At 61.5% G+C, this 25,090-nt stretch carries 26 protein-coding genes and 1 other RNA gene; 17 read left to right on the top strand and 10 right to left on the bottom strand.

Annotation, left to right across the window (positions count from 1 at the left end; all coding sequences use genetic code 11):
* Window positions 1-22 precede the first annotated feature (22 nt).
* The 3 genes from pheA to gyrA all read right to left on the bottom strand — a co-directional run bounded on the left by pheA (window position 23) and on the right by gyrA (window position 4,411).
* Complete coding sequence (gene pheA, locus WA904_RS18350; protein ID WP_425198564.1) at window positions 23-1,105, bottom strand: prephenate dehydratase; 1,083 nt, start codon at window positions 1,103-1,105, stop codon at window positions 23-25.
* A 91-nt stretch (window positions 1,106-1,196) separates the two neighbouring features.
* Window positions 1,197-1,757 carry a DUF2059 domain-containing protein gene (locus WA904_RS18345; RefSeq protein ID WP_425198563.1) on the bottom strand — a complete coding sequence of 187 codons (561 nt, stop codon included), beginning with the start codon at window positions 1,755-1,757 and terminating at the stop codon, window positions 1,197-1,199.
* A complete protein-coding gene (gene gyrA / locus WA904_RS18340) occupies window positions 1,754-4,411 on the bottom strand; it encodes a DNA gyrase subunit A (RefSeq protein ID WP_425198562.1) in 2,658 nt (885 codons plus the stop codon). The genes WA904_RS18345 and gyrA overlap by 4 nt, the downstream gene beginning before the upstream one ends.
* A 253-nt stretch (window positions 4,412-4,664) precedes the next feature.
* Here gyrA and ompA point away from each other — a divergent pair, with 253 nt between their 5' ends.
* The 5 genes from ompA (at window position 4,665) to WA904_RS18315 (ending at window position 7,985) form a co-directional block, all read left to right on the top strand.
* Complete coding sequence (ompA, locus tag WA904_RS18335) at window positions 4,665-5,300, top strand: outer membrane protein OmpA (RefSeq protein ID WP_425198561.1); 636 nt, start codon at window positions 4,665-4,667, stop codon at window positions 5,298-5,300.
* A gap of 69 nt (window positions 5,301-5,369) precedes the next feature.
* Window positions 5,370-6,077: a bifunctional 2-polyprenyl-6-hydroxyphenol methylase/3-demethylubiquinol 3-O-methyltransferase UbiG gene (gene ubiG, locus WA904_RS18330; RefSeq protein WP_425198560.1), complete on the top strand. Its 708-nt coding sequence runs from the start codon at window positions 5,370-5,372 to the stop codon at window positions 6,075-6,077.
* A 12-nt stretch (window positions 6,078-6,089) separates the two neighbouring features.
* The gene (locus tag WA904_RS18325) at window positions 6,090-6,755 is read left to right on the top strand and encodes an HAD-IA family hydrolase (RefSeq protein WP_425198559.1); all 666 of its coding nucleotides are present in this window, start codon (window positions 6,090-6,092) and stop codon (window positions 6,753-6,755) included.
* 12 nt (window positions 6,756-6,767) lie between these two features.
* Window positions 6,768-7,154: a transfer-messenger RNA gene (gene ssrA, locus WA904_RS18320) on the top strand.
* Window positions 7,155-7,256: 102 nt separating this feature from the next.
* A complete protein-coding gene (locus tag WA904_RS18315; RefSeq protein WP_425198616.1) occupies window positions 7,257-7,985 on the top strand; it encodes a pseudouridine synthase in 729 nt (242 codons plus the stop codon).
* 85 nt (window positions 7,986-8,070) lie between these two features.
* Here the strand turns inward: WA904_RS18315 and WA904_RS18310 are convergent, their stop codons facing one another.
* On the bottom strand, window positions 8,071-8,850 hold the full coding sequence (locus WA904_RS18310; protein ID WP_425198558.1) for an alpha/beta fold hydrolase: 780 nt from the start codon (window positions 8,848-8,850) through the stop codon (window positions 8,071-8,073).
* Window positions 8,851-8,947: 97 nt separating this feature from the next.
* Between WA904_RS18310 and WA904_RS18305 the strand changes: the two genes are divergently transcribed.
* The 10 genes from WA904_RS18305 to WA904_RS18260 all read left to right on the top strand — a co-directional run bounded on the left by WA904_RS18305 (window position 8,948) and on the right by WA904_RS18260 (window position 19,282).
* The gene (locus WA904_RS18305; protein WP_425198557.1) at window positions 8,948-9,934 is read left to right on the top strand and encodes a beta-propeller fold lactonase family protein; all 987 of its coding nucleotides are present in this window, start codon (window positions 8,948-8,950) and stop codon (window positions 9,932-9,934) included.
* Between the two features lie 124 nt (window positions 9,935-10,058).
* The gene (locus WA904_RS18300) at window positions 10,059-10,883 is read left to right on the top strand and encodes a polysaccharide deacetylase family protein (protein ID WP_425198556.1); all 825 of its coding nucleotides are present in this window, start codon (window positions 10,059-10,061) and stop codon (window positions 10,881-10,883) included.
* A 5-nt stretch (window positions 10,884-10,888) separates the two neighbouring features.
* Window positions 10,889-11,857: a sterol desaturase family protein gene (locus tag WA904_RS18295; RefSeq protein WP_425198555.1), complete on the top strand. Its 969-nt coding sequence runs from the start codon at window positions 10,889-10,891 to the stop codon at window positions 11,855-11,857.
* A 110-nt stretch (window positions 11,858-11,967) separates the two neighbouring features.
* The gene (locus WA904_RS18290) at window positions 11,968-12,894 is read left to right on the top strand and encodes an EI24 domain-containing protein (protein WP_425198554.1); all 927 of its coding nucleotides are present in this window, start codon (window positions 11,968-11,970) and stop codon (window positions 12,892-12,894) included.
* A gap of 16 nt (window positions 12,895-12,910) precedes the next feature.
* Window positions 12,911-13,852, top strand: coding sequence for a competence/damage-inducible protein A (locus WA904_RS18285; RefSeq protein ID WP_425198553.1), 942 nt, complete (start codon window positions 12,911-12,913; stop codon window positions 13,850-13,852).
* Between the two features lie 234 nt (window positions 13,853-14,086).
* The gene (glnA, locus tag WA904_RS18280; protein WP_425198552.1) at window positions 14,087-15,502 is read left to right on the top strand and encodes a type I glutamate--ammonia ligase; all 1,416 of its coding nucleotides are present in this window, start codon (window positions 14,087-14,089) and stop codon (window positions 15,500-15,502) included.
* A 148-nt stretch (window positions 15,503-15,650) separates the two neighbouring features.
* Complete coding sequence (locus WA904_RS18275) at window positions 15,651-16,172, top strand: hypothetical protein (RefSeq protein ID WP_425198551.1); 522 nt, start codon at window positions 15,651-15,653, stop codon at window positions 16,170-16,172.
* A gap of 26 nt (window positions 16,173-16,198) precedes the next feature.
* A complete protein-coding gene (gene glnL, locus WA904_RS18270; RefSeq protein ID WP_425198615.1) occupies window positions 16,199-17,299 on the top strand; it encodes a nitrogen regulation protein NR(II) in 1,101 nt (366 codons plus the stop codon).
* Between the two features lie 54 nt (window positions 17,300-17,353).
* A complete protein-coding gene (gene ntrC / locus WA904_RS18265; RefSeq protein ID WP_425198550.1) occupies window positions 17,354-18,880 on the top strand; it encodes a nitrogen regulation protein NR(I) in 1,527 nt (508 codons plus the stop codon).
* A 138-nt stretch (window positions 18,881-19,018) separates the two neighbouring features.
* Window positions 19,019-19,282 (top strand): HNH endonuclease, encoded by a 264-nt coding sequence (locus WA904_RS18260; RefSeq protein WP_425198549.1) that lies wholly within the window; start codon window positions 19,019-19,021, stop codon window positions 19,280-19,282.
* Window positions 19,283-19,332: 50 nt separating this feature from the next.
* Here the strand turns inward: WA904_RS18260 and xth are convergent, their stop codons facing one another.
* The 5 genes from xth to WA904_RS18235 all read right to left on the bottom strand — a co-directional run bounded on the left by xth (window position 19,333) and on the right by WA904_RS18235 (window position 22,614).
* Entirely contained in the window at window positions 19,333-20,118 is a 786-nt protein-coding gene (xth, locus tag WA904_RS18255) for an exodeoxyribonuclease III (RefSeq protein ID WP_425198548.1), read from the bottom strand.
* Window positions 20,119-20,168: 50 nt separating this feature from the next.
* A complete protein-coding gene (locus WA904_RS18250) occupies window positions 20,169-20,756 on the bottom strand; it encodes a DUF4337 domain-containing protein (RefSeq protein WP_425198547.1) in 588 nt (195 codons plus the stop codon).
* 1 nt (window position 20,757) lies between these two features.
* A complete protein-coding gene (locus WA904_RS18245; protein ID WP_425198546.1) occupies window positions 20,758-21,270 on the bottom strand; it encodes a dihydrofolate reductase in 513 nt (170 codons plus the stop codon).
* The gene (fosX, locus tag WA904_RS18240) at window positions 21,267-21,671 is read right to left on the bottom strand and encodes a FosX/FosE/FosI family fosfomycin resistance hydrolase (protein WP_425198545.1); all 405 of its coding nucleotides are present in this window, start codon (window positions 21,669-21,671) and stop codon (window positions 21,267-21,269) included. The genes WA904_RS18245 and fosX overlap by 4 nt, the downstream gene beginning before the upstream one ends.
* 112 nt (window positions 21,672-21,783) lie before the next feature.
* Window positions 21,784-22,614 carry a thymidylate synthase gene (locus tag WA904_RS18235; protein ID WP_425198544.1) on the bottom strand — a complete coding sequence of 277 codons (831 nt, stop codon included), beginning with the start codon at window positions 22,612-22,614 and terminating at the stop codon, window positions 21,784-21,786.
* A gap of 218 nt (window positions 22,615-22,832) precedes the next feature.
* Between WA904_RS18235 and WA904_RS18230 the strand changes: the two genes are divergently transcribed.
* Both WA904_RS18230 and WA904_RS18225 read left to right on the top strand, forming a co-directional pair.
* Window positions 22,833-23,285 (top strand): DUF1801 domain-containing protein, encoded by a 453-nt coding sequence (locus WA904_RS18230; protein ID WP_425198543.1) that lies wholly within the window; start codon window positions 22,833-22,835, stop codon window positions 23,283-23,285.
* A complete protein-coding gene (locus WA904_RS18225) occupies window positions 23,275-23,742 on the top strand; it encodes a GNAT family N-acetyltransferase (RefSeq protein ID WP_425198542.1) in 468 nt (155 codons plus the stop codon). Before WA904_RS18230 ends, WA904_RS18225 begins: the two co-directional genes overlap by 11 nt.
* Window positions 23,743-23,823: 81 nt before the next feature.
* On the opposite strand, the gene WA904_RS18220 is transcribed toward WA904_RS18225, so the two are convergent.
* Window positions 23,824-25,090: FAD-binding oxidoreductase (locus WA904_RS18220; RefSeq protein WP_425198541.1), on the bottom strand; the 1,267-nt coding region annotated here is incomplete at its 5' end.

Genomic DNA, 25,090 nt, shown 5'->3' with positions numbered 1-25,090 from the left:
CTTGCAATTGCTTCATGGGTGTTTAGTCGCTGACGGGGTAGGTGCCCAGTACCTTGTAGAAGGCACAAAGCTGTTGCAGGTCTTTCAAGGCAGCCGCCACATTGGTCTGCGAGGGGTGGCCCTGCAAGTCGATGTAAAAGAAGTATTCCCACTGGCCCGAGCGGGCAGGACGCGACTCGAAACGTGTCATCGACACACCATGGGTTTTCAAGGGGACCAGGATGTCGTGAACGGCACCGGGCTTGTTGGGCACGGACACGATCAGGCTGGTGCAATCCTTGCCTGATGCTTGCGGAGCCTGCAGTATTTGCGGAAGGCAGATCACGGCAAAACGGGTGCGGTTGAAGGCATCATCCTGGATCGCGTGGGCGGCGATATGCAGGCCGAACTCGGCCCCTGCGCGTTCGCTGGCAATGGCCGCCCAGGCCGGGTTGCCGGCGGCCAGGCGCGCACCTTCGGCATTGCTGGACACGGCGCGTCGCTCGGCGTGCGGCAGGTGCGTTCCGAGCCAGCCCTGACATTGCGCCAGCGCCTGCGCGTGAGCAAGAACGACCTCGATGCTGTCAAGCGATGCCGACAGGCGCAGCAGGTTGTGGCGTACCAGCAGACTGGTTTCGCCCACCACGTGCAGCGGGGAATTCAGGAACAGGTCCAGCGTTCGCGTTACCACTCCTTCGGTGTTGTTTTCCACCGGGACCACGCCGAACTGGGCGGTGCCCGCCGTGGCCGCACGGAACACCTCGTCGAAACTGGCGCAGGGAACATGTTCGATGCTGGAGCCGAAAAACTGCACCGCCGCCTGTTCGCTGAAGGTACCGGCGGGGCCGAGGTAGGCCACGCGCTGCGGGGCCTCGAGTGCGCGGCAGGCCGACATGACCTCGCGCCAGATGTGGGCGATGTTGTCGCCTTTGAGCGGACCGGGGTTGGCGGACTGCAGCCCCTGGATGACCTGCGCCTCCCGTTCAGGCCGGAATACCGGTGAGCCGTCGTGACGCTTGAGCTCGCCAACTTCGTTGGCCAGCGTGGCACGCTGGTTCAAAAGCGCCAGCAATTGCTGGTCCACAGAGTCAATGCCCTGGCGAAGTTGCTGAAGGGTTCGGGTCATGGATGAAAGGTTTCAAACCCCGCGAGCGGGGTGGCGGCGCGCAGGCGGCCTCGCTGCCGCGCACTCACAGGTCGGCGCACAAAAAAAAGCGTCATTTTTTCGCAGGTTTGGCGGCCGGTGCCGGGCCGACAATTTTTTCGGCCGTTTCGTTGAATTGTTTGGCACGGGCCTGGATGTCAGTCTTCGAGGTTTCCACCAGTTTTTTGACAAACACATTGACCAGCTCAGGCGTCGTTGCCTTGTATTTCTTGACGGCAGGGGATTCGAAGAATGCCGTGAGCTGCTTGAGTTCGTCCAGGGTGAAGCGCTCCATGTACGCAGGTACCAGGGCATCCTTGCTGGCCTGGGCTACCTTGCCTGCGATGATTTTGTTGGCGTCAGCTGCAAATTTGGCGAGTTCGGCGTTGAGGTCTTCCGTCGCCTTGGCTTGCTTGGCCTTGGGAACGGAGGATGCGAGCCGGGATTCCCAGCCGCTGATCAGGTCCTGGGTCGCGCTGCCGGCGAGTTGCTCGACAAGGCTGTCCAGGTCGGGGCCTTGCTGCAAGGCCACCAACCGGGTGGCCCATTCGAGCTTCGGGTCGGCAGTTTGTGCATGGCTGGTAGCTGTCAGGGCACAGGCGGCCATGACCACTGCCGTCAGTATCTTTTTCATTGATGGGTTTCCGGGTTGGAGGCAGGTTTGCCTGAGTCAGTATCGGGTTCGCTGTCATTGTCGTCCAGCGTGGCGTCGTTTTCGACGATGCGCTGCAGGCCGCTGAGCTGGGAGCCTTCGTCCAGCCCGATCAGCGTGACGCCCTGGGTGGCCCGGCCCATCTCGCGGATCTCGCTGACCCGGGTGCGAACCAGTACACCCTTGTCGGTGATCAGCATGATTTCGTCGTCGGTGTGAACCAGCGTTGCGGCGACGACCTTGCCGTTGCGCTCGCTCTGCTGGATGGCAATCATGCCTTTGGTGCCGCGGCCGTGGCGGGTGTATTCCTGGATGGAGGTGCGCTTGCCGTAGCCGTTCTGGGTGGCGGTCAGGACGCTCTGCTCCTCGTCCTCCGCGACCAGCATGGCGATCACGCCCTGGCCGTCGTCGAGCATCATGCCGCGCACGCCGCGGGCATTGCGGCCCATGGGACGCACGTCGTTTTCGTCGAAACGCACCGCCTTGCCGCCGTCCGAGAACAGCATCACGTCGTGCTTGCCGTCGGTCAGCGCTGCGCCTATCAGGTAGTCGCCGTCATCGAGGTCAACAGCGATGATGCCGGCCTTGCGCGGGTTGCTGAAGTCTTCGAGGGGCGTCTTTTTGACCGTCCCCATGCTGGTGGCCATGAACACATACTGATCGGCCGGGAAGCTGCGTTTTTCACCGGTCAGCGGCAGGACCACGGTGATTTTTTCACCTTCCTGCAAGGGGAACATGTTGACGATCGGGCGGCCGCGCGACCCCCGTGAGCCCGCAGGTACTTCCCATACCTTGAGCCAATAGAGGCGACCGCGGTTGGAAAAACACAGGATGTAGTCGTGTGTGTTGGCAATGAAGAGCTGGTCGACCCAGTCGTCTTCCTTGGTGGCCGTGGCGAGCTTGCCGCGGCCGCCGCGTTTTTGCGCCCTGTACTCCGACAGGGGCTGGCTCTTGATGTAGCCGGTGTGCGAGAGAGTGACCACCATGTCGGTCGGGGTGATCAGATCTTCGGTGCTCAGATCGAACGAGCTGTGCTCAACCTGGCTTCGGCGCAGACCCAGCTTGGTCTGGCCGAACTCCTGGCGGATGACCGTCAGCTCCTCGCCGATGATGGTCGAGACGCGTTCGGGGCGTGCCAGGATGTCCAGCAAATCATCGATTTCCGCCATGACTTCCTTGTACTCGGCGACGATCTTGTCCTGCTCCAGCCCGGTCAGGCGCTGCAGTCGCATCTGCAGGATTTCCTGGGCCTGGGTTTCGGACAGCCGATACAGGCCATCGTTGCCCATGCCGAACTCCTTCTCCAGCCCGTCCGGGCGGTAGTCGTCGGCATTGACCACGCCACCATCGGCGCGCGTGCGTGTGAGCATTTCGCGAACCAGGCTGCTGTCCCAGGGCCTGAGCATGAGCTCGGCTTTGGCAACCGGCGGTGTCGGCGCATTGCGGATGATGGCAATGAAGTCGTCGATATTGGCCAGTGCAACAGCCAGGCCTTCCAGCACATGTCCGCGCTCGCGCGCCTTGCGCAGGGTGAACACGGTACGGCGTGTCACCACTTCGCGGCGATGCGACAGGAAGACCTGGATCAGATCCTTCAGGTTGCACAGCTTGGGCTGACCGTTAACCAGCGCCACCATGTTGATGCCAAAGGTGTCCTGCAACTGCGTCTGCTTGTACAGGTTGTTCAGGACAACTTCCGGCACTTCACCGCGTTTGAGCTCGATGACCAGGCGCATGCCCGACTTGTCACTTTCGTCCTGGATGTGGCTGATGCCTTCGATCTTCTTTTCGTGGACCAGTTCGGCCATGCGTTCCTGCAGGGTCTTCTTGTTGACCTGGTAGGGCAGCTCGTCAACGATGATGGACTGGCGCTGGCCCTTGTCGATGTCCTCGAAATGGCAGCGCGCGCGCATGACCACCTTGCCGCGGCCGGTGCGATAGCCATCCTTGACCCCGTTGATGCCGTAGATGATGCCGGCAGTGGGGAAGTCGGGCGCCGGGATGATTTCCATCAGCTCGTCGATGCTGGCCTGGGGGTTCTTCAGCAGATGCAGGCAGGCGTCAACGACTTCATTGAGGTTGTGCGGCGGGATGTTGGTGGCCATGCCCACCGCGATACCGCCGGAGCCGTTGATCAGCAGGTTGGGAATGCGTGAAGGCAGGACGAGTGGTTCTTTTTCACTGCCGTCGTAATTGGGGCCAAAGTCAACGGTTTCCTTGTCGATGTCCGCCAGCATTTCCTGGGCAATCTTCGACAGGCGGATTTCGGTGTACCGCATGGCTGCCGGGTTGTCGCCGTCCACCGATCCGAAGTTGCCCTGGCCATCGACCAACATGTGGCGCAGGGAAAAATCCTGAGCCATCCGGACGATGGCGTCATACACGGACTGGTCACCATGCGGGTGATATTTACCTATCACATCACCGACAATACGTGCCGATTTTTTGTAAGGCCGGTTCCAGTCGTTGTTCAATTCGTGCATCGCGAACAGAACCCGCCTGTGAACCGGTTTGAGGCCATCGCGGGCATCGGGCAAAGCGCGCCCGACGATCACGCTCATCGCGTAATCGAGGTAACTGCGCCGCATTTCCTCTTCAAGACTGATGGGCAGGGTTTCTTTGGCAAACTGGGTCATGAGAGGCCTGGATGGGATTTTGCGACGCGCATGTAGATAAGCCCGCTGATTTTAAGGCCTGCAAGGGGCTTGACAGGGGTGTGGCAAGTCCGCAACAAAAAACAAAGATTCTCGTTTCTGTGTCGGACGAAGCCGATACACGGCTTGAACGCTCAATGAGCTATGGCACAATAACTGTAACGCTTTGAGTGATGGTCACTCACGGCGTGTATCCAATCGCAGCGAGTCTGCGGCTTTTCTCTAGAGGAGAACCATGAAGAAACTCAACAAAGTGGCAATGTTGTTTGCTTCCGCAGCGCTTGCAACCGCCGCTGGTGCACAAACAATCGACAACTGGAAAAACGGCACCAATGAGTTGGTCTGGAAAAACGGTACCAACGAATACTGCTGGCGTGATGCCAACTGGACTCCGGCGACTGCTGCTCCTGGCTGCGATGGCGCTATTGTTCCTGCAGCAGCTCCTGCCTCAGCTCCTGCTGCCGCAGCACCAGCCGCTCGTCCTGCTCCTGCACCGGTAGCTCCTCCCGCAGCAACCAAGGTTACCTACGCAGCTGATGCTTTCTTCGATTTCGACAAGTCTGTGCTCAAGCCTGAAGGCAAAGCCAAGCTCGACGATCTGGTCGGCAAGATCAAAGGCATCAACCTCGAAGTCATCATTGCTGTCGGTCACACCGATGCAGTCGGTAGCGACACCTACAACCAGAAGTTGTCGGTTCGCCGCTCTGAGGCTGTGAAGGCTTATCTGGTGTCCAAGGGCATCGAGAAAAACCGTGTCTACACTGAAGGCAAGGGCGAGAAACAGCCAGTTGCTGACAACAAGACCAGCGAAGGCCGCGCGAAAAACCGTCGCGTGGAAATCGAAGTGGTTGGTACCCGCGCCAACAAGTAATCTTTCAAGGATCGCTTAAAAAACCGCGCTACGGCGCGGTTTTTTTATGCGCGGGCGATAATCAGAAATATGTACACCACTGAAAACGCAGACCCCGCCGAGCTGGCCAAATTTTCCGATCTGGCCCACCGCTGGTGGGATACCGAGAGTGAGTTTCGCCCCTTGCACCAGATCAATCCCCTTCGGCTGGGCTGGATTGAGGGGCTGGTGCCGCTCAAAGGCAAACGGATCCTCGATATCGGTTGCGGCGGCGGCATTCTGGCCGACGCCATGGCCCGCCAGGGTGCGCAGGTCCTGGGCATTGACCTGGCGAGCAAGGCGCTCAAGGTCGCCCAGCTTCATGCGCTGGAGGCCAATACTCAAGGCGTCGAATACCGGGAAATCAGCGCAGAAGCCCTGGCCGCCGAGCAGCCCGACAGTTTTGACGTGGTCACCTGCATGGAAATGCTGGAACATGTGCCGGACCCGTCGTCTGTCGTGCGCGCTTGTGCGACGCTGGTCAAGCCGGGCGGCCAGGTGTTTTTCTCGACGATCAACCGCAATGCCAAGGCTTTCCTGTTTGCCATCGTCGGTGCGGAATACATGTTGAACCTGCTGCCCCGCGGAACCCATGAATACGCCAAATTCATCAAACCCAGTGAACTGGCCGCTTTTTACCGGAGTGCCGGGCTCGATCTGCAGCAGACGAGGGGGATGGAATACAACCCCTTGACCCGCCGTTACTGGCTCAGTGCCGACACCAGCGTCAACTACATGCTGGCCACTCAGAAACCCTGAGGCATTTGGCCAATGTTCAATGACATTGAGGCGGTGCTGTTTGACCTGGATGGCACGTTGATCGACAGCGCCCCTGATCTCGGCGCCGCAGCCGACAAGATGCGCACTGATCGCGGACTGGTGTCGCTACCGCTCGCGGATTACCGGCCCATGGCCGGTGCCGGTGCGCGCGGCATGATTGGTGTGGCTTTTGGCCTTGCGCCAGACCATGCCGACTATGGCGCCTTGAAAGACGAGTTTTTCGCGAATTACGAGGCTTGCATGACCGCGCGGACCTATGCCTTTGAAGGTGTGGCCGAGCTGATTGCGCAAATCGACAGCGCCGGGCTCAAATGGGGTGTGGTCACCAACAAGTCGGAGCGTTTCACCCTGCCGCTGACGCGCGAGATGCCATTGTTCAGCACGGCCCGAACGATTGTGAGCGGTGACACGACGCCACATTCCAAGCCGCATCCGGCCCCGTTGCTGGAGGCTGCCCGGCAGCTCGGGCTTAGTCCTGGGCGGTGTATTTACGTCGGGGATGACGAACGTGACATTGTCGCGGGGCGCGCCGCAGGCATGCCGACCGTGGCTGCCGCTTACGGCTATCTTGGCGCTATGGCCGACACGCAAGGCTGGAAGGCCGACGCCACCATTGTTTCACCAGGGGCACTCTTGAATTTGCTGCGAATGGCTTAAACTAGTCCGCTTGGGGCTGCATTGGTTTCGACGTGGGTTCGGACGCGGTGTGGTGCATGTCGAGCTGAGTGTGCTCGTAAAACTGATTCAAACAAACTAACTGCAAACGACGAACGTTTCGCACTCGCTGCTTAATTGCCAGTGAGCTTTACAACAGCAGGCCGATGGGCTGGGCAAGGGGTGTTTAGCGCAAGTTAAATGCTCCCGGCTGTAAAGATAATTTCATCGGCTGGCTCCGGGCTGGGTACCTTAACCCGGGGCGAGAAAATAGGGTGCTGGCGTCCTGTGTAGCGTGCGACTGCGCGACACAGGTGGCGAGACTCAAATCAGACCGCTAAACATGTAGATCTGCCCGAACAAGGCTTGCGGACGGGGGTTCAAATCCCCCCAGCTCCACCATCCACCTGAAAGCCCAGCCGTTACCGGTTGGGCTTTCTTTCGTTCAAAGCGGTGCCGGTTTGGAGAATCTTCCAGCCCAATGAGAGTCGACCCATGGCCACCATGCAATTGCAAGAGATTCTTTTTTCCCAGGGGTTTGGTACGCGGCGCGTCTGTGCCGGCCTGGTGCAACAGGGTTTTGTGGCTGTAGCCGACGTCCCGTGTGCGGAACCAGCTATGGAATTTGTAGCAGGAGGTTTGCAGTTCACGGTCCAGGGCGTGACCTGGGAATACCACGAGAAGGCCTACCTGATGCTGCACAAGCCGGCCGGCTACGAATGTTCGCAAAAACCCAGCACCTACCCGAGCATTTACACCCTGCTGCCGGCGCCCATCCGCCAGCGCGGCGGCGGGGCCGCTGCTGGCGTGCAGGCGGTCGGCCGGCTCGACCAGGACACGACCGGGCTGCTGCTGCTGTCGGACGACGGCAAGTTCATCCACCGCATGAGTTCGCCCAAACACCATGTGCCCAAGGTGTATGAAGTGACAGCCAAACATCCGGTAGATGACAAGCAGGTGAACAAGTTGCTGGCCGGCGTGGTGCTGGACGATGATCCGAAACCGGTGCGCGCGGCGGCCTGCGAGAAAACCGGCGAACACCAGCTGAGCCTCACCCTGACCGAGGGCAAGTACCACCAGGTCAAACGCATGATTGCTGCGGTGGGCAACCGGGTGGAAGACGTCGGCGGCCTGCACCGCGCGCGCATCGGCTCGCTGGAGCTGCCGGCCGACATGAAACCCGGACAGTGGCGCTGGCTGACGGCGCAGGATCTGGCCCGTATTTCAGCTTGAATCTTTCGCTGATTTCAAGGATGAAAAGTGCCATTTACCCTTATTCACAGGGCGCCGATAGCTATTGAATAAATAGCACTCGAAATCAGGCCAGTGGCCGCAGGAAATCAGCCACCGCTTCCAGTGTCCTGTCCGGCTGGTCGCGTTGCGGGGAGTGGCCGCAACCAGCCAGCCTGAGCTGCCGGGTGTGCGGTGCCGCCAGCGCCAGTTCGTCAAGCTGGGCCATGGTGCCGTATTCATCATTCATGCCCTGGATGGCCAGCAGCGGCGTGCTGATCCTGCGGCAGTCGGGCCGGATGTCAAAACTGCGGAAAGCCGGCGAAAGCCAGACATCGTTCCATTGCCAGAAGGCGCTGTCCACGTCGGCATGGTGGCGGGCCAGACGCTGGCGCAGGTCTCCCGACTCGAAGGCCACGGTGGCTTCGGCAATCGCCTGCATCGCCATGCCTTCGACCATCAGATGCGGCGCCATCACGATGGAAGCGGTCACCGGGTGCCGGCTGGCGTGGAGCAGGGCGATGCTGGCGCCGTCGGAGTGGCCCAGCAGGACCGGCTTTTCGATGCCCCGGGCTGCCAGCAGGGCCGGCAACACTTCCCAGGCCTCCCTGTGCATGTAGTCCGGTGCCAGGCGTCCGGTGCTGCGCACGTCGGGCACAGCATCCGACTGGCCGTAACCGCGGCGCGAATAGACCAGTCCGGCGCGGCCGGTGGCCTGGCAAACCGCTTCGGGCCAGCTGCGGCCGCGTTGCGTCCACAGGCTGACCGAGCCCAGGCCTTCATGCAGGAAGACGATGGGCGCCCGGTCCGCCGGCCCTCCAATCGCCTGGATTTCGAGGCGGACTCCGCTTATTTCTACAAAATTCATCCGGCTATCGTAAGGGGTGTAAGCGGCCCGCAGCCCTGGCGCGTTGATAGGCGACCAGCCGGTAAACTCGCCGGTTGACCGCAGAAAGCCCGCTTTTGTGAATTTCCCCCTTCGTTTGCTTGTCTGCGCTTTTTGCTTTTTCCTGGGCGGCACCGTTGCATTGGCCCAGACGCAATCCGCGCCCCTGTTTGTCCTCAATTCACTCAGCGACAGCGTCAGCGTCATCAACCCCATTGACTGGACCGAAACCCGGCGTATTCCCACCGGCAAGCAGCCGCACCACCTCTACCTGACACCCGATGAAAAGTCGGTGATTGTGGCCAATGCGCTGTCCGACACGCTGACGTTCATCGACCCCCAAACCGCCGAGGTCCAGCGCGTCCTCCGCGGCATCATCGATCCCTACCACTTGCGCTTCTCGCCGGACATGAAGTGGTTTGTCACCGCGGCCAACCGCCTGAATCACATCGACATCTACCGGTGGGACGGCATGGACCTCACACTGGTCAAGCGCGTGCCCACCGGCAAAACGCCCAGCCATTTGTGGATAGACGGCAAAAGCACCACGGTGTATGCCTCCATGCAGGACAGCGACGAACTGGTGGCCATTGACCTGGCAACCCAGACCCTCAAATGGCGCACACCGACCGGCCTGACTCCAGCCGATATCTTCGGCACCGCCGATGACCGGTTTCTGCTCGTTGGACTGACCGGCAGTGACTCGGTCGAGGTGTACGACGTCAGCGGCAAGCAGCCTCAACGCGCCCGTGTCATCAAGACCGGCGCCGGTGCGCATGCCTTTCGCGCGCTGGGCGATGGCCGCCATGTGCTGGTCAGCAACCGGGTCGCCAACAGCATCAGCAAGATCGACCTGCAGACGTTTGCCGTGGTCGATAATTACCCGGCGCCCGGCGGGCCTGACTGCATGGATGTCTCGCGCGACGGAAAACTCATCTATGTCACCTCGCGCTGGGCGCGCAAACTCACTGTGATCGACATGGCAGCCCGCAAGGTGGTGCGCCAGGTCAACGTTGGAAAGAGTCCCCATGGTGTCTGGATACTGGATCACGCCGCTAGACATTGAGCCCCGATGGGTAGGGCCCCCACGGTCGCTCACTGCGTGTAGCTCCCTGCCCCCCGGGGGGGCCGCTGCGCCTGCGGCCCGGCAAAGCCGGTTCCGCGGCCCCTGCTTGACTGGAAGAGGCCCGTTGCGGCTGCTTTTTGCTATTGTTTTGCTAGCTGCTAGCGCACAACCGGTATGGGCTGAAGGCTGTTTGGATGCCCAAGGTAAACCCGGAAAGCCGGTTTACCTGACGCTGGATACCGGCCACATGGAAGTCGCGCCGCTGATCGCCGAGGTATTGAACAGGCAGCAGGTGAAGGTGACTTTTTTTGCGGCCAATGAGCGCACCAAGACCGGCAACGGCAGCCTGGGCAGCGACTGGGCGTCCTGGTGGAAGGCCCGCGCAGCCGAAGGCCACGAGTTTGCTTCGCACACCTATGACCACGTTTACTGGCGCGGCGACCTCCGCGGTATCGAGCCGCGTTTTCGCATACGCCCGTCGGCCGGTGCCCTGGCGAACCGCGAGTTCACCTGGGACGCAAAAAAATACTGCCAGCAAATCGCCTTCGCGGCAGAGCGGCTGCAGGACTTCACCGGCAAGAAGCCCTTGCCGCTGTTCCGGGCACCGGGGGGAAAGACGTCTCCGAGGCTTCTGGCGGTTGCCAAGGCCTGTGGGTATGAGCATGTCGGCTGGTCGCCCGCCGGATTTCTGGGGGATGAACTGCCCAGCGACCGTTACCCGAACGATGTTCTCCTCAACAAGGCACTCAAGGAGATCCAGTCCGGCGACATCCTGCTCGCCCACCTGGGCATCTGGTCGCGCCAGGACCCCTGGGCGCCAGCGGTGCTGGAGCCCCTGATCGTCGGGCTGAAGGCGCGCGGATTCTGTTTTGAAACGCTGCGCGAGCACCCGCGGTACAAGGCCTGGATTGACGCCGCGCAGCCTGTCGCCGGCGTCCCCGCAAAATAGTGTTCATGGACGGGTTGATCGCTTCCGCCGGCAACGGGTTTTCGCTGGTACAGCAGGTGCTGTTCGAGGCTGTTGTGCAGCCGGCCCTGTTTGCCCTGGGCATGGGCAACCTGCTGGAAGACGGGTATGAGGCCACCGCCTGGTTTCTGGTCGGTGTCATCCAGATCATCCTTCTGCTGGCTGTGGTCGGGCCGCTGCAGCGCTGGCGGCCGGTGGAACCGGTGCTGGACCGTGCCACCGTGCGCACCGACATGCTTTACACCCTGATTCACCGGCTCGGCGTGTTCCGTATTGCGCTGTTCTTCACGCTGGATCCACTGTTTGACGAATGCTTCGGTGTACTGCGCACCGCCGGTTATGGCACTTTCCACCTGGACCAGCTCTGGCCCGGTGTGACCGACGGCGCCGCGACCAGTTTCCTGATCTACCTGGTGGTATTTGACTTCCTGGGTTACTGGATTCACCGTGGCCAGCACCAGTGGGGGTACTGGTGGCGACTGCATTCGCTGCACCATGCGCAGCGCCAGATGACGATGTGGAGCGACAACCGCAACCACCTGCTCGACGACATCCTGGTGGACAGCCTGCTTGTCCTCGCCGCCCAGTTGATTGGTATAGGGCCCGGCCAGTTCGTTGCCATCGTGGCGCTGACACAGCTCAGCGAAAGTATCCAGCATGCCAACCTGCGGCTGTGGTTCGGGCGGGTAGGCGAGCGCCTGTGGGTCAGCCCGCGTTTTCACCGCTTGCATCACAGCATTGGCGTCGGCCATGAGCCAGCCGGAGCCAACACGGCCCGCGGCCACAACTTCGGGGTGTTGTTGCCCTGGTGGGACGTTCTTTTTGGCACGGCCAATTTCGAACAGCGTTACGACCCGACGGGTGTGCGCGACCAGGTCGAGCAGTCGCGCGATTACGGCCGCGGCTTCTGGTCGCAGCAGTGGCTGGGGCTGAAGCGGCTGGTCGGCAAGGCCTGAAACACCCGGGTATCCACCTCTCCATTCAAGCAGGGCCGCAGGCGCAGCGCCCCCGCGGGGCAGCGAATTACACGCAGTGAAAAGCGTTGGGGGCCAGTAAACTCGAACCTATGAGCAAACTCCTGGACTCCTTCTGGCGCGCAGTGATGTACTGCCTGCATCCGCGGGTGATTGCCCTGTCGGTGCTGCCGCTGGCCATTATGGTGGTCCTGTCGCTCGGACTCGGCTATTTCTTCTGGGAGGACGCGCTCGCGGCAGTGCGTTCCGGTCTTGAGAGCTACGAGCTGCTCAACACCATGGCGCGCTGGCTCGAAGGTCTGGGGTGGGGCAACCTGCGGGTGGTGCTGGCGCCCGCCCTGCTGCTGTTCCTGGCCATTCCGGTGATCGTGATTGTTTCGCTGCTGTTTGTGGCCTTGCTGATGACGCCTGCCATGGTGGCGCTGGTGGCCGAGCGCCGCTTTCCGTTGATGGAGCGCAAAAAGGGCGGTTCCCTGCTGGCCAGCCTGTTCTGGTCGCTCAGCTCGACCCTGCTGGCCGCGATTGCACTGGTGGTGTCGATTCCGCTCTGGCTGATCCCGCCGCTGATATTGATCCTGCCGCCGCTGATCTGGGGCTGGCTGACCTACCGCGTGATGTCGTATGACGCGCTGGTGGACCATGCCAGTGCTGAAGAACGGCGTGAAATTTTCCGCCGCCACCGCGCCAGCCTGCTCGGCATCGGTGTGCTCAGCGGCTACCTGGGCGCTGCACCCAGCCTGATCTGGGCCTCGGGGGCGATGTTTGTGGCCATGGCGCCCATCCTCGTGCCCGTGGCCATCTGGATCTACACCCTGGTGTTTGCCTTTTCATCGCTCTGGTTTGCCCATTTCTGCCTGGCTGCACTGGAGCAGCTACGCAAGCAGAACAATGTCCTGGTGCCCGATCCCCTGGCGCAGGATGCTATTGAAACAATAGCAGATCAACTGCCGCCTGAAGTTTCGGGCGGGCCTGCGCCGCGCCTGGGCATGCCGGGCGGCCAACCCGACTCCCTGCCATGACCGCGAGATTTCCCCCATGACCCCCCATTTCGGCATCATCATCATCGGCGACGAAATCCTTTCCGGAAAACGTGCTGACAAACACCTGCCCAAGGTGATCGAGCTGCTGGCGGCGCGCGGCCTGCAGCTCGGTTATGCCGACTATGTGGGCGACGATCCGGAGCGCATCACCGCCACACTGGCGCGCGCCTTTGCCGCTGCACGCGCGTCGGGCGATGTGGTGTTTTCCTGCGGCGGCATAGGTGCCACGCCGGACGACCACACCCGCCAGTGCGCAGCCAAAGCGCTGGGTGCCGACCTCATGCTGCATCCGGAGGCGGAGCGTCTGATCCGGGAACGCATGCAGGACATTGCCAGGGAGCAGGGCGTGCCTTACGAGCCCGACCGGCACGACAACATTCACCGGCTGAACATGGGAGTGTTCCCGGTGGGTGCGGAGATCATCCCCAACCCGTACAACAAGATCCCCGGTTTCAGCTATTTCGTCGGGCCCAGGACGGTCGGGCAAGAGGACTCTGAAACCAAGCAGGGGCCGCGGAACGGGCTCCGCCCGGCCGCAGGCGCAGTGGCCCCCCCGGGGGGCAGCGACCCACATGCAGTGGGGGAGCGCGGGGGTCTGCACTTCCTGCCGGGGTTTCCCGTCATGGCCTGGCCCATGATCGAATGGGTGCTGGATACGCACTATGTCGGGCTGCACCAAAAATTGGCCTACAGCGAAAAATCGGTGATCGTGATGGGCTCCATGGAAGCTGCGCTGACACCGCTGATGCTGGATATCGAAGCCCGCCACAGTGGCGTCAAGGTCTTCAGCCTGCCCAGCGTGGATCATCCGGATTACGGCCGGCACATCGAACTGGGTGTCAAAGGCACGCCTGAGGCGGTCAACGCAGCCTACCCGGCACTGCTTGCAGGGCTGCACACTTTTAATGCCAAGCTTGGCCCCGAATTAGTGCGATGATAAATTGCACCAATATCGTGCATTCACTGATGCACCTGAATGGTGCTTTGATTTTCTGACTTCTTTTCAGGTTTTACGGGCCCGCCAGCGCGAAATCCGGGCCCGGATAGCGGCACAATCCAAGGCTTGGCTGCAAAACACCGGCAAATACCCCAACGGGCCGTTTGGCACAAAAAGTGCATCCAGCCATGCTGAAACAATTTTTTAACCACCATCCAGCAACAGGAGATTCTGATGGCAAAGACCGTCGCAGACGTCATGAAAATGGTCAAGGAAAACGAAGTCAAGTTTGTTGACTTCCGTTTTACCGACACCCGGGGCAAAGAACAGCACGTGACCGTGCCGGTGTCCCACTTTGACGAAGACAAATTCACCGCGGGCCACGCATTCGACGGTTCTTCCGTGGCAGGCTGGAAAGGCATCGAAGCGTCCGACATGCTGCTCATGCCTGACCCGAAGACGGCCAACATCGACCCCTTCTACGAAGAAACCACCATCTTCATGAGCTGCGATGTGCTGGAGCCCAGCGACGGCAAGGCCTATGACCGCGACCCGCGCTCGATCGCGCAGCGCGCCGAGGCCTACCTCAAATCGTCCGGCCTGGGCGACACCGCGTATTTCGGTCCGGAGCCTGAATTCTTCATCTTCGACGACGTGCGCTGGAATACCGACATGTCCGGTACTTTCTTCAAGATCGAAGAGTACGAGGCCCCCTGGAACTCGGGCAAAAAGCTCGAAGGCGGCAACCGCGGCCACCGTCCGACCGTCAAGGGCGGCTACTTCCCGGTTCCTCCTGTTGACAGCACGCAGGACATGCGCGCCGAGATGTCCCTGATTCTCGAATCGCTGGGCATTCCGGTCGAAGTGTTCCACCACGAAGTGGCTGGCGCCGGCCAGAACGAGATCGGCACCAAGTTCAGCACGCTGGTGCAGCGCGCCGACTGGACGCAGATGCTCAAGTACGTGGTGCAGAACGTGGCCAATGCCTACGGCAAAACCGCCACCTTCATGCCCAAGCCCATCGTTGGCGACAACGGCTCCGGCATGCACGTGCACCAGTCGATCTGGAAAGACGGCAAGAACCTGTTTGCCGGCGACGGCTACGCCGGGTTGTCTGATTTCGCCCTGTACTACATCGGCGGCATCATCAAGCACGCCCGTGCCCTGAACGCCATCACCAACCCCGGCACCAACAGCTACAAGCGCCTGGTCCCTGGTTACGAAGCGCCGGTCAAGCTGGCTTACTCGGCGAAAAACCGCTCGGCATCGATCCGTATTCCTTACGTCGCCAACCCCAAGGGCCGCCGCATCGAAGCGCGTTTCCCCGATCCACTGATGAACCCTTACCTCGGCTTCTCGGCCCTGATGATGGCTGGTCTCGATGGCGTGGAAAACAAGATTCATCCCGGCGAAGCCGCCACCAAGGACCTCTACCATCTGCCGCCTGAGGAAGATGCGAAAGTGCCAACCGTGTGCCACAGCCTGGACCAGGCGCTGGATTGCCTCGACGTGGGCCGCAGCTTCCTGACCAAGGGTGGTGTGTTCACCGACAGCATGATCGACGCCTACATCGAGCTGAAAATGGGTGAGGTCACGCGTCTGCGCCAAGCCACGCACCCGATCGAGTTCGACATGTATTACTCACTGTAAATTCTTACAGTCTGTGGTCAAAAAAGGACGGCGCAAGCCGTCCTTTTTTATTGGCTAGTATGGTTATCCAGTGGCAGATTTTGCTTTTTGACACCTTTGCGAGATACTGGCAGACCGTCCATGCCCTAACAGGCGCTTGGGGTTACGCATGAAACCTACAGTACTTCTTTCAATCTCAGCCGTTCTTTTGGCCAGCAGCGTCTCCGCCGCTTTTGCGCAGGAGCGCATCTACCGTTGTGCCGGCAAAGAAGGCAAGACGCCCGAATACATCAACAACGCCAAGGATGCGCAGGCGCGCGGCTGCAAGCAGATCGAGGGCGGCAACGTCACCGTGGTCCAGGGCCTGACACCTGTGAGCCGGTCGCCGGTGCGTGTTGCCACAGCCGCCCAGGCATCGCCGGGCGCCAGCAATGAAGCGCAACGTGCCCGCGACAGCGACACACGGGCCATTTTGGAAGCTGAACTCAGGAAGGCCGAAGTCAGGCTCGCTGAGCAGCAAAAGGAATACAACAACGGCCAGCCGGAAAAGCAGGGCATTGAAGGACGCAATTACCAGCGTTACCTAGACCGCGTCGCTGAGATAAAGGAAAGCATCGCCCGCCACGAAAGCGACATCGCTGGCCTGAAGCGCGAAATTGCCCGTTTGCCTGCAAACACCGCCCAGCAGTAAGCCAAGCGCGGCTGATCTGCGTCAAAATAGGTGGCTTGAAAAAGCCCAATCTCTTCGCTGCCGCTCTCGTTCCGGCATCCCTTCGCTTCCAATCCTTTGACCTGTTGGCCACGCTGGTGGCCGTGGTGCGCACCAATGGCGTGGTCGTGTTTGCCAACGCGGCGCTGGAAGACGCGCTGGGCACCTCGCGCCGTACCATCGAAGGTTCCCAGCTTCCCGACTGTTTTACCGAGCCGGCCATCCTGCACAACGCGCTGGAAGGCGCGGGCAGCAACGAGTTCGCGGCGCTGCGTTACGACGCCTGGCTCAAGCCGCTGAACCGTGAACCCCTGCCCGTGCATGTGGTGGTGGCGCAGACTGACACGCCGGGCGAGGCGATTGTGGAACTGTTGCCGCTGGAGCAGCAGGCCAAGCAGGACCGCGAAGAGCGCCTGATCGACCAGGCCCAGGCCAACAAGGAGCTGATTCGCAACCTCGCGCACGAGATCAAGAACCCGCTGGGTGGCATCCGCGGCGCGGCGCAATTGCTGCAGATGGAGATCGAGTCCAAGGAACTGACCGAGTACACCCAGGTCATCATCCACGAGGCCGATCGCCTGCAGTCGCTGGTGGACCGCCTGCTGGCGCCGCACCGTCGGCCGCACCTGGTGGGCGACGTCAACATCCACGAAGTTTGTGAACGTGTGCGGTCGCTGATCCTGGCGGAGTTTCCGCGGGGCCTGCGCGTGCTGCGCGACTACGACATTTCGATTCCCGACTTCCGTGGCGACCGCGAGCAGCTGATCCAGGCCGTGCTCAACATCGCGCACAACGCTGCGCAGGCACTTGCCGAGCGGATCGCGGCGGGTGACGGGCAGATCACTTTCAAGACCAGAATCGCCCGACAGGTAACTTTTGGCAAGCAGCGTTATCGCTTGGCATTGGAATTGCATGTTATCGACAATGGACCGGGCGTTCCGGACTCCATCAAGGACCGTATCTTCTATCCCCTGATCTCGGGGCGCGAAGGCGGTTCCGGACTGGGGCTGACATTGGCACAAACCTTTGTTCAGCAACACCACGGCTTGATTGAGTGCGACAGCGTCCCCGGCCGCACGGATTTCAAGTTGCTGATACCTCTGCCTTGAAATCTGTCGTTTTTCATTTGACAGATAACCGGTAGTACCGAAGGGACCGCATACATGAAACCGATCTGGATTGTTGATGATGACCAGTCCATCCGGTTTGTGCTGGAAAAAGCCTTGCTGCGCGAAGGCCTGCCTACCCGCAGTTTCACCAACCCGCGTGAAGTCCTCAGTGCGCTCGACAACGCCACCGAGGAAGACGGCCCGCAAGTGCTGGTCAGCGACATCCGCATGCCCGGTGGCTCGGGCCTGGACCTGCTTGAGAAAGTGAAGGTCAAACTCCCGGGCCTGCCGGTCATCATCATGACGGCTTTTTCCGACCTGGACAGCGCTGTGTCGGCCTTCCAGGGCGGCGCCTTCGAATACCTGCCAAAACCTTTTGACCTGCCCAAGGCGGTTGAACTGATACGCCGCGCCGTTGAGGAAAGCCAACGCGAGGAAGTGGCCGAAGAGCGCATGGCGGACACGCCCGAGATGCTGGGCCAGGCGCCGGCCATGCAGGACGTGTTCCGCGCCATCGGCCGCCTGAGCCAGAGCATGGTGACGGTGATGATCACCGGCGAGTCTGGCTCCGGCAAGGAACTGGTGGCGCGTGCTCTGCACAAACATTCACCGCGCGCCAACGGGCCTTTTGTGGCCATCAACACGGCCGCCATCCCGAAAGACCTGCTCGAGTCCGAACTGTTCGGCCATGAACGCGGTGCCTTCACCGGCGCGCAGACCATGCGCCGCGGGCGCTTCGAGCAGGCCGACGGCGGCACCTTGTTCCTTGACGAGATCGGCGACATGCCTTTCGACCTGCAGACGCGTCTGCTGCGCGTGCTGAGCGATGGCAACTTCTACCGCGTCGGCGGCCACAACGCCGTCAAGACCAATGTGCGCGTGATTGCCGCGACGCACCAGGACCTGGAGCAGCGCGTCAAGGAAGGCGGTTTCCGCGAGGACCTGTTCCACCGCCTCAACGTGATCCGCCTGCGCCTGCCCGCGCTGCGCGAGCGCCGCGAAGATGTGTTCATGCTTACGCGTCACTTCCTGCAGCAAAGCGCCAAGCAGCTGGGTGTGGAGCCCAAGCGCATCTCCGACGCAGCGCTGCAGCAGCTCAGCACCTTCAGCTTTCCCGGCAATGTGCGCCAGCTCGAGAACATCTGCCACTGGCTGACCGTGATGGCGCCGGCCCTGGTCATCGAGCCCAAGGATTTGCCGCCCGAGGTACTGGGGTTCGTACCCGAGCCGGGCCGGGTGCCCGTGCTGGTGGAAGGCGGCGTCGCGCCCTTGCGGCCCCAACCCCTGCCCGCAGAGCTGCCCAAGGTGCTGGCCACGGATTCCCTGCATGCCATGCCCGCAGAAGCGGCTGGCCTGCCGCTCAATGGCAGCACCTGGGAAAGCGGGCTGGAAGCCGAAGCCATGGCCCTGCTGGCGACCGGGCGCAGCGACGTGTGGGATGTACTGACGCGGCGCTTCGAATCCAAGCTGATCCAGACAGCCTTGCTCAACACACGGGGCCGCCGCATCGAAGCCGCGCAGAAGCTCGGCATTGGGCGCAACACCATCACACGCAAGATCCAGGAGCTGCACCTGGAATAAAGGCCCCCACGCTCCTCACTGCGTGTAGTCGCTGCCCCCGAGGGGGCGCTGCGCCTGCGGGCCGGCAAAGCCGGACCCGCGGCCCTGGCTGGTCTGGAGAGTGCCCAAGCGCAACTCCTGCTGATTTAAAGTCCGGACATGAGCCGTTTATCCCTGACCCGCGACAAGATCTACAAAACCGTGGCGCGCCAGCTGCACGGCCAGGTGCCGTGCTGGGTCTGTGGCGAACATGTGCTACCGGCCGCCGCTACGCTGGAGCACATCCTGCCCCTGAGTGAGGGCGGCAACAGCCATGCGGAGAACCTGGCCATCAGCCATGAGGTTTGCAACAGCCAGCGCCATGCCAAAGGAAACATTGCCGAGTCGGCAGAGTTTCCCGGCCAGGTGCTGCGCCGCTTGTAGATGAAATTGGCCTTCAGCCCTTGACTGCCGGGCGTGAGCAGCTACATTATTTATAGCGAATCAAGCTGCGCCACGACCGGCGCGTGGTCGCTGGGCCGCTCGTTCTTGCGCGGCAGCTTGTCAATCACACAGCTCTGGAGAGCTGGCTTGAGCGCATCGCTGACCAGGATGTAGTCAATGCGCAGGCCGCGGTTGCGGCGGAAGGCAAACTCGCGGTAGTCCCACCAGGAGTAGCTTTTTTCAGGCTGCTCGAACTGGCGGAACGCGTCGTGCAGCCCCAGCCCCAGCAGCGCCTTCAGGTGCTCGCGTTCTTCCGTGGTGTGATGGATGGTCTCGCGCAGGCCTTCGGCATCCCAGGTGTCCCGGTCGTCCAGCGTGATGTTGAAATCACCGACCAGCACCAGCTTCGGGTGGACGGTCAGGTCTTCCCGCAGGCAGTTGCGCAAACCATCCAGCCAGCGCATCTTGTAGTCGAATTTGTCGGTTCCCGGCGCCTGGCCGTTGACAAAATAACCGTTGACAAGGCGCAGCTCGCCCTGGGGGGTGTCCAGCGTGGCAGCTATGACGCGCGACTGTTCGTCGCTGAAGCCCGCAATGTTCTTGACGACATTGCGCAAGGGCAGGCGGCTCAGCAGGGCTACACCGTTGTAGGTCTTCTGGCCGAACACCGCGCAATGCGGGTAGCCCGCGTCGGCCAGCGCCTGCAAGGGAAACTTGTCATCGCTGAGCTTGAGTTCCTGCAGGCACAACACATCCACCGGGTTGGCGGCCAGCCAGTCCAGCACCTGTGGCAGGCGCACGGCCAGCGAGTTGACATTCCAGGTGGCGATTTTCATGATCTTGGTGCTCCGGCCCTTTGCCCGTATGAAAAGGGATTGGGTTGCTATTAAATGTGCAGTGCCGCCAGTGCGCCAATTAGCAGGCCCACGCCGGCCAGGGCGAACATGCCGTACTCCAGCCATTTCTTGCGCGTCAGCAGGGCAATGGCGGCCAGGGCGATAGACACCTGCAGTACAGTCGTAGCCTGTGCCCAGCGATGATGCTGGTGCATTTGCTCTTCGGACGACTTGTCCCAAGTGGTGGCCTCGGCCTCCAGTTTCTGGGCGGCTGCCGTGATTTCGCCTTTTTCTTTTTCGTAACGGTCAATCCTGACCTGGTAACCGGCTTTTTTATCGTCTGGCGCCAGATCGCGGGCGAATTCGGCCAGTGACTGCTTGGTGCTTTTGGACTGGAAGTAGTTCCACTGGTTCGCTGCTTCGGTTTTCTTGATGGCTGCGTTGTTTTTGTACAGGCCCGCATTGGCCTGGGTGGCGCCGCCCATGTAGGAAAAAATGGCACCGACGGTGGCGATGATGGCCGTGATGACGGCGATTTGCGCGATCATGCCGCCGCTGTTGTTGTCGTGCCCGCCTTGTGCTGCGTGCTCGAGCTCATGGTCGTGGGGTCCGTGTACATGAAATCCTGCTCCAGACATATCAAATTTCTCCGCGTTTGCTGTGTTTGTTGTAAGTGATGAAGCTGAAACTCAGGCCTCCGGAAGACGTGTGATCACTTCTTGACGCCTCTACCCATTGTTGGCCGAGGATGGGGGCGAAGGCGTCGCCTGAGAAGTCCTGCGCAATTTCGGTGACCTCGGCGCGGCTGGCAAGAGGTTCAGCTTGCGCGTATATCTGCGCACCGCCGATCACCCAGACCTCCGGCACTGCCCCGGCCAAATGCAAGGCTTGTTCAAGGCTGGTGGCGCGCTGTGCACCCTCAGCCTGCCAGTCCGACTGTCGTGTGATGACGATATTGGCGCGGCCAGGCAAAGGGCGAAATTTGGGTGGCAGCGAGTCCCAGGTCTTGCGGCCCATGATGACCGGGAATCCGTGGGTAAGCTGTTTGAAGTGCGCGAGATCTTCCGGCAGGTGCCAGGGCATGGTGCCGCCCTTGCCGATCACGCCGTTGGCAGCGCGGGCATAGATGAGATTGATGCGGGGAGATGTCATGAACTGTAGTGCCTGAGCCGTTCGTCGAGTGTGCCTGTGTGCAGTTCAAACAGGTGGTTGTCGAAATCGTAAAAATAAAGCGATTGACCTTCTCCCGGGATGCGCGCGCGTGCCACCTTGATTTCAGCACCTATCGCGCGCAGCCGGGCTTCAAAGGCGGGCAGTTCCGACGCATCCACTTTGAAGGCCAGATGCCGGTAGCTGCGTTCTACCGGCGGATCCCCCTCCATGGCGGCCAGCCAGGTTCCACCCAGCACAAAAAACTTCTCGCGGGAAAGGGAAAAGTTTCTGGCACTGCTGTCATAGACCTCCGTCGCCCCCAACCCATCGCACAGGAAGCCCGCCATGCGTTCGAGGTCTCGAACGATGAAGGTGATGTGGCTGACACCCTGGACAGGCATGGCTATGCCGTCGCCTCCCGAACCAGGTAGTTTTCACAGGACGCAGGTGTCGGCTCCCAGCGGCACTGCGGCGTGTCGATCCCCACTACGCGGGGCCCCTCGCCAAGCGCCTTCATACCGCTACCGGCGCCTTGATCGCCGCATGGTGCTGGTAATCCACAAACTCGAAGTCGTCGAACTCGTAATCGAAGATCGATGCAGGCTTGCGCCGGATTTTCAACGTCGGATAAGGGAAGGGCGTGCGGCTCAGCTGCAGCGCCACCTGCTCGGCGTGGTTGCTGTAAATGTGGCAATCGCCACCGGTCCAGATGAAATCGCCGACGTCCAGGTCGCATTGCTGGGCCACCATGTGCGTCAGCAGCGCGTAACTGGCAATGTTGAACGGCACACCAAGGAAAATATCGGCGCTGCGCTGATAGAGCTGGCAACTGAGCTTGCCCTTGCCACCCGGCTCCGTGGCGGGTGCCACATAAAACTGGAAAAACGCGTGACAGGGCATCAGCGCCATCTTCGACAGGTCGGCCACGTTCCAGGCGCTGACGATGATGCGGCGCGAGTCGGGATTGGTCTTCAGGGTCTTGATAACGTCGGCGATCTGGTCGATGTGGCCGCCATCGGGCGTGGGCCAGCTGCGCCACTGCACGCCATAGACGGGGCCAAGGTCACCGTCCGCGCGCGCCCACTCGTCCCAGATGGTCACGCCGCGTTCCTTGAGCCAGTTGTTGTCGCTCGAACCCTGCAGAAACCACAGCAACTCGTGCACGATGGACTTGAGGTGAACCTTCTTGGTTGTCACCAAGGGGAAGCCTTCGTTCAGGTCAAAGCGCATCTGGTAGCCGAACACGCTTTTGGTACCGGTGCCGGTGCGGTCTGCCTTGAACACGCCGTGGCTGTCCACATGGCGCATGAAGTCTTCGTACTGGGAGCGGATGGGATGGGTCATGGGGAAAACCAGTCAGCTTGAACCGGGGAAAATGATGCGGAATGCGGCAAGGGCGCGATAAAGGTTTTAATTATGCCCGCAGCACCTGCCCCGGGTTGGCCGGGCTCCTGGGGCCGCTCGCAGTATATTTACCCGGAACCCGCTTGCCAGGCAATGGCGGGAGAGTTTCATGTTCAAGTCAGGCCACACAACACGGAAACGCTCACCGGAAACCTTCCATGAAGAAGTCAACGCCTGCAGAGAATCCCGATGCGTACATCGCCTCGCTTGGCGGCTGGCAGCGCCGCTATGTTGAAGCGCTGCGCTCCGCCGTTGTCGGCGCGGCCCCACTTGAAGAGTCTGTCAAGTGGGGGCACCTCGTGTACTTCTCGGATGGACCAGTGTTGCTCATACGGGCCGAAGAGAGCCGCGTACTTTTTGGGTTTTGGCGGGGTCAGCGGCTTCGGGACATCGAGTCCCGTCTGAAACCCGGCGGCAAGTACGAAATGGCGACACTGCACATCGTTGAGGGAATGCCGCTGGAGCGGGACACGGTGATCAGGCTGGTAGAAAGAGCCGTTGCGCTCAATACGGCTGAAGGAGATCCTGCAATTCCCGTTTCCGCTGCAGGCCGGGCACGGCCTGACTCCATGCAGCTTGCCGCCAGCGCCAGGAGTCAAGATGATCGCTGACGTCGCTGTTCGCCTGGCCACTGTCGCCGATGCGGCGGACATCGCGTACATGTCCCGTGACTACATCGAACAGGGCTTGCCCTGGCGCTGGACCGTTGATCGGGTGACCCGCACGATCAGGGACACCAACACCAACGTTGTTGTTGTCGGCGAGCAGGGTGCCATCGCCGCGTTCGGGATCATGTTCTACGCCGAGGATGACGCACACCTGTTGCTGCTTGCCGTCCGCGGCACCAGGCAGCGCAGCGGTATTGGCAGTGCAATACTTCTCTGGCTGGAGGCTGCGGCACGGTCCGCCGGTGCCAGGCGCATCCGCGTGGAGTCCAGAAAAGACAATGATGCCGCCCGAAGCTTCTACAACGAACATGGCTACCACGAGCGCGTCATCAAGGCGGCGATGTACAGCGGAATGGCAGACGGAATCTGTCTTGAGAAGTGGCTGGGTGGCGCTGCCTGACCGGTTCGTTCGGCCAGGATGCGTACGGCTACACATGGGTAATGTTTGCGCTGTGCAGGTGTGCCGTTCCGCAAGACCAGGCTACATCCGCAGCACCCGCCCCGGGTTCATCAGGTTGTCCGGATCCAGTGCGCCCTTGATGGCGCGCATCAGGCTAAGGGCCACCGGCGATTTGTGCTGCTCCAGCTTGGCGACCTTGAGGCTGCCGACGCCGTGCTCGGCCGAGATCGAACCGCCGAAGGACTGCACCGAGTCGTAGACCAGGGCGTTGACCTTGTCTTCCTGCTCGCGCAAAAAGGCGGCCGCGTCACCCTCGGCGGGTGCCTGCACGTTGTAGTGCAGGTTGCCGTCGCCGAGGTGGCCGAAGTTGACGAGGCGCACACCCGGAATCGCTTTGGCCAGCAGCTTGTCGGTGACGCGCACGAATTCGGGAATCAGCGAGACCGGCACGGAGATGTCGTGCTTGATGTTGAGGCCTTCCTCGGCCTGTGCCAGCGGAATGCTTTCGCGCACATGCCAGAGCTGGTGCGCCTGCTGCAGGTTCTCCGCCACTACGGCGTCGGTCACGCAGCCTTCTTCCATGGCGAGCTCGAGCAGGCGCTCGAACTGCTCGCGCGCGTGGGTTTCGGACTCATGGTCGGAGTTTTCCAGCAGCACGCAAAAGGCGCTTTCTTCGTACAGCGGCACGCGCTGTTTGGGGAAGTGTCTGGCGACCAGGCCCAGCGCGAACTGGCCCATGACTTCAAAGCCCGTCAGGCCCGCACCCAGGTTGCTGTGCGCCAGCCCGAGCAGCGTGACCGCGTCATCCATGGACGGCACGGCGGCCCACGCGGTCAGCTGCGCCGCGGGCATGGGGTAAAGCTTCATGGTGGCGGCGGTGATGATGCCCAGCGTGCCTTCGCTGCCGATGAAGAGGTCGCGCAGGTCGTAGCCGGTGTTGTCCTTGCGCAGGCCCGACAGGCCTTCCCAGACCTCGCCGCGCGCCGTCACCACTTCCAGGCCCAGGCATAAATCGCGTGCATTGCCGTAACGCACGACCTGCGTGCCGCCGGCGTTGCTGCCCAGGTTGCCGCCTATGGTGCAGCTGCCTTCCGCGGCCAGGCTCAGCGGGAACAGCAGCCCGGCGTGTTCTGCGGTTTCCTGCAGGGTTTGCAAAATGCAGCCGGCCTCAACCGTCATGGTCAGGTTGGGCATGTCGAGGGCGCGCACGGCGTTCAGGCGCTGCAGGCTCAGCACCACCTGGCGGCCGGAGCCGTCAGGCGTCGAGCCACCGACCAGGCCGGTGTTGCCGCCTTGCGGCACCATGGGGACGCCGGCCGCCGCGCAGGCCTTCACCACGGCCGCCACC

The sequence above is a fragment of the Polaromonas sp. genome (assembly GCF_049790275.1).
Lineage (GTDB): Bacteria > Pseudomonadota > Gammaproteobacteria > Burkholderiales > Burkholderiaceae_C > Polaromonas.
This window is presented reverse-complemented; position numbering and strand designations above follow the sequence as displayed.

Bases quoted from the DNA above. Each gene is read 5' to 3' on its own strand.
- pheA (WP_425198564.1), bottom strand. From the start codon at position 1,105: ATGACCCGAACCCTTCAGCAACTTCGCCAGGGCATTGACTCTGTGGAC.
- WA904_RS18345 (WP_425198563.1), bottom strand. From the start codon at position 1,757: ATGAAAAAGATACTGACGGCAGTGGTCATGGCCGCCTGTGCCCTGACA.
- gyrA (WP_425198562.1), bottom strand. From the start codon at position 4,411: ATGACCCAGTTTGCCAAAGAAACCCTGCCCATCAGTCTTGAAGAGGAA.
- ompA (WP_425198561.1), top strand. From the start codon at position 4,665: ATGAAGAAACTCAACAAAGTGGCAATGTTGTTTGCTTCCGCAGCGCTT.
- ubiG (WP_425198560.1), top strand. From the start codon at position 5,370: ATGTACACCACTGAAAACGCAGACCCCGCCGAGCTGGCCAAATTTTCC.
- WA904_RS18325 (WP_425198559.1), top strand. From the start codon at position 6,090: ATGTTCAATGACATTGAGGCGGTGCTGTTTGACCTGGATGGCACGTTG.
- WA904_RS18315 (WP_425198616.1), top strand. From the start codon at position 7,257: ATGCAATTGCAAGAGATTCTTTTTTCCCAGGGGTTTGGTACGCGGCGC.
- WA904_RS18310 (WP_425198558.1), bottom strand. From the start codon at position 8,850: ATGAATTTTGTAGAAATAAGCGGAGTCCGCCTCGAAATCCAGGCGATT.
- WA904_RS18295 (WP_425198555.1), top strand. From the start codon at position 10,889: ATGGACGGGTTGATCGCTTCCGCCGGCAACGGGTTTTCGCTGGTACAG.
- WA904_RS18290 (WP_425198554.1), top strand. From the start codon at position 11,968: ATGAGCAAACTCCTGGACTCCTTCTGGCGCGCAGTGATGTACTGCCTG.
- WA904_RS18285 (WP_425198553.1), top strand. From the start codon at position 12,911: ATGACCCCCCATTTCGGCATCATCATCATCGGCGACGAAATCCTTTCC.
- glnA (WP_425198552.1), top strand. From the start codon at position 14,087: ATGGCAAAGACCGTCGCAGACGTCATGAAAATGGTCAAGGAAAACGAA.
- WA904_RS18275 (WP_425198551.1), top strand. From the start codon at position 15,651: ATGAAACCTACAGTACTTCTTTCAATCTCAGCCGTTCTTTTGGCCAGC.
- ntrC (WP_425198550.1), top strand. From the start codon at position 17,354: ATGAAACCGATCTGGATTGTTGATGATGACCAGTCCATCCGGTTTGTG.
- WA904_RS18260 (WP_425198549.1), top strand. From the start codon at position 19,019: ATGAGCCGTTTATCCCTGACCCGCGACAAGATCTACAAAACCGTGGCG.
- xth (WP_425198548.1), bottom strand. From the start codon at position 20,118: ATGAAAATCGCCACCTGGAATGTCAACTCGCTGGCCGTGCGCCTGCCA.
- WA904_RS18250 (WP_425198547.1), bottom strand. From the start codon at position 20,756: ATGTCTGGAGCAGGATTTCATGTACACGGACCCCACGACCATGAGCTC.
- WA904_RS18245 (WP_425198546.1), bottom strand. From the start codon at position 21,270: ATGACATCTCCCCGCATCAATCTCATCTATGCCCGCGCTGCCAACGGC.
- fosX (WP_425198545.1), bottom strand. From the start codon at position 21,671: ATGCCTGTCCAGGGTGTCAGCCACATCACCTTCATCGTTCGAGACCTC.
- WA904_RS18235 (WP_425198544.1), bottom strand. From the start codon at position 22,614: ATGACCCATCCCATCCGCTCCCAGTACGAAGACTTCATGCGCCATGTG.
- WA904_RS18230 (WP_425198543.1), top strand. From the start codon at position 22,833: ATGAAGAAGTCAACGCCTGCAGAGAATCCCGATGCGTACATCGCCTCG.
- WA904_RS18225 (WP_425198542.1), top strand. From the start codon at position 23,275: ATGATCGCTGACGTCGCTGTTCGCCTGGCCACTGTCGCCGATGCGGCG.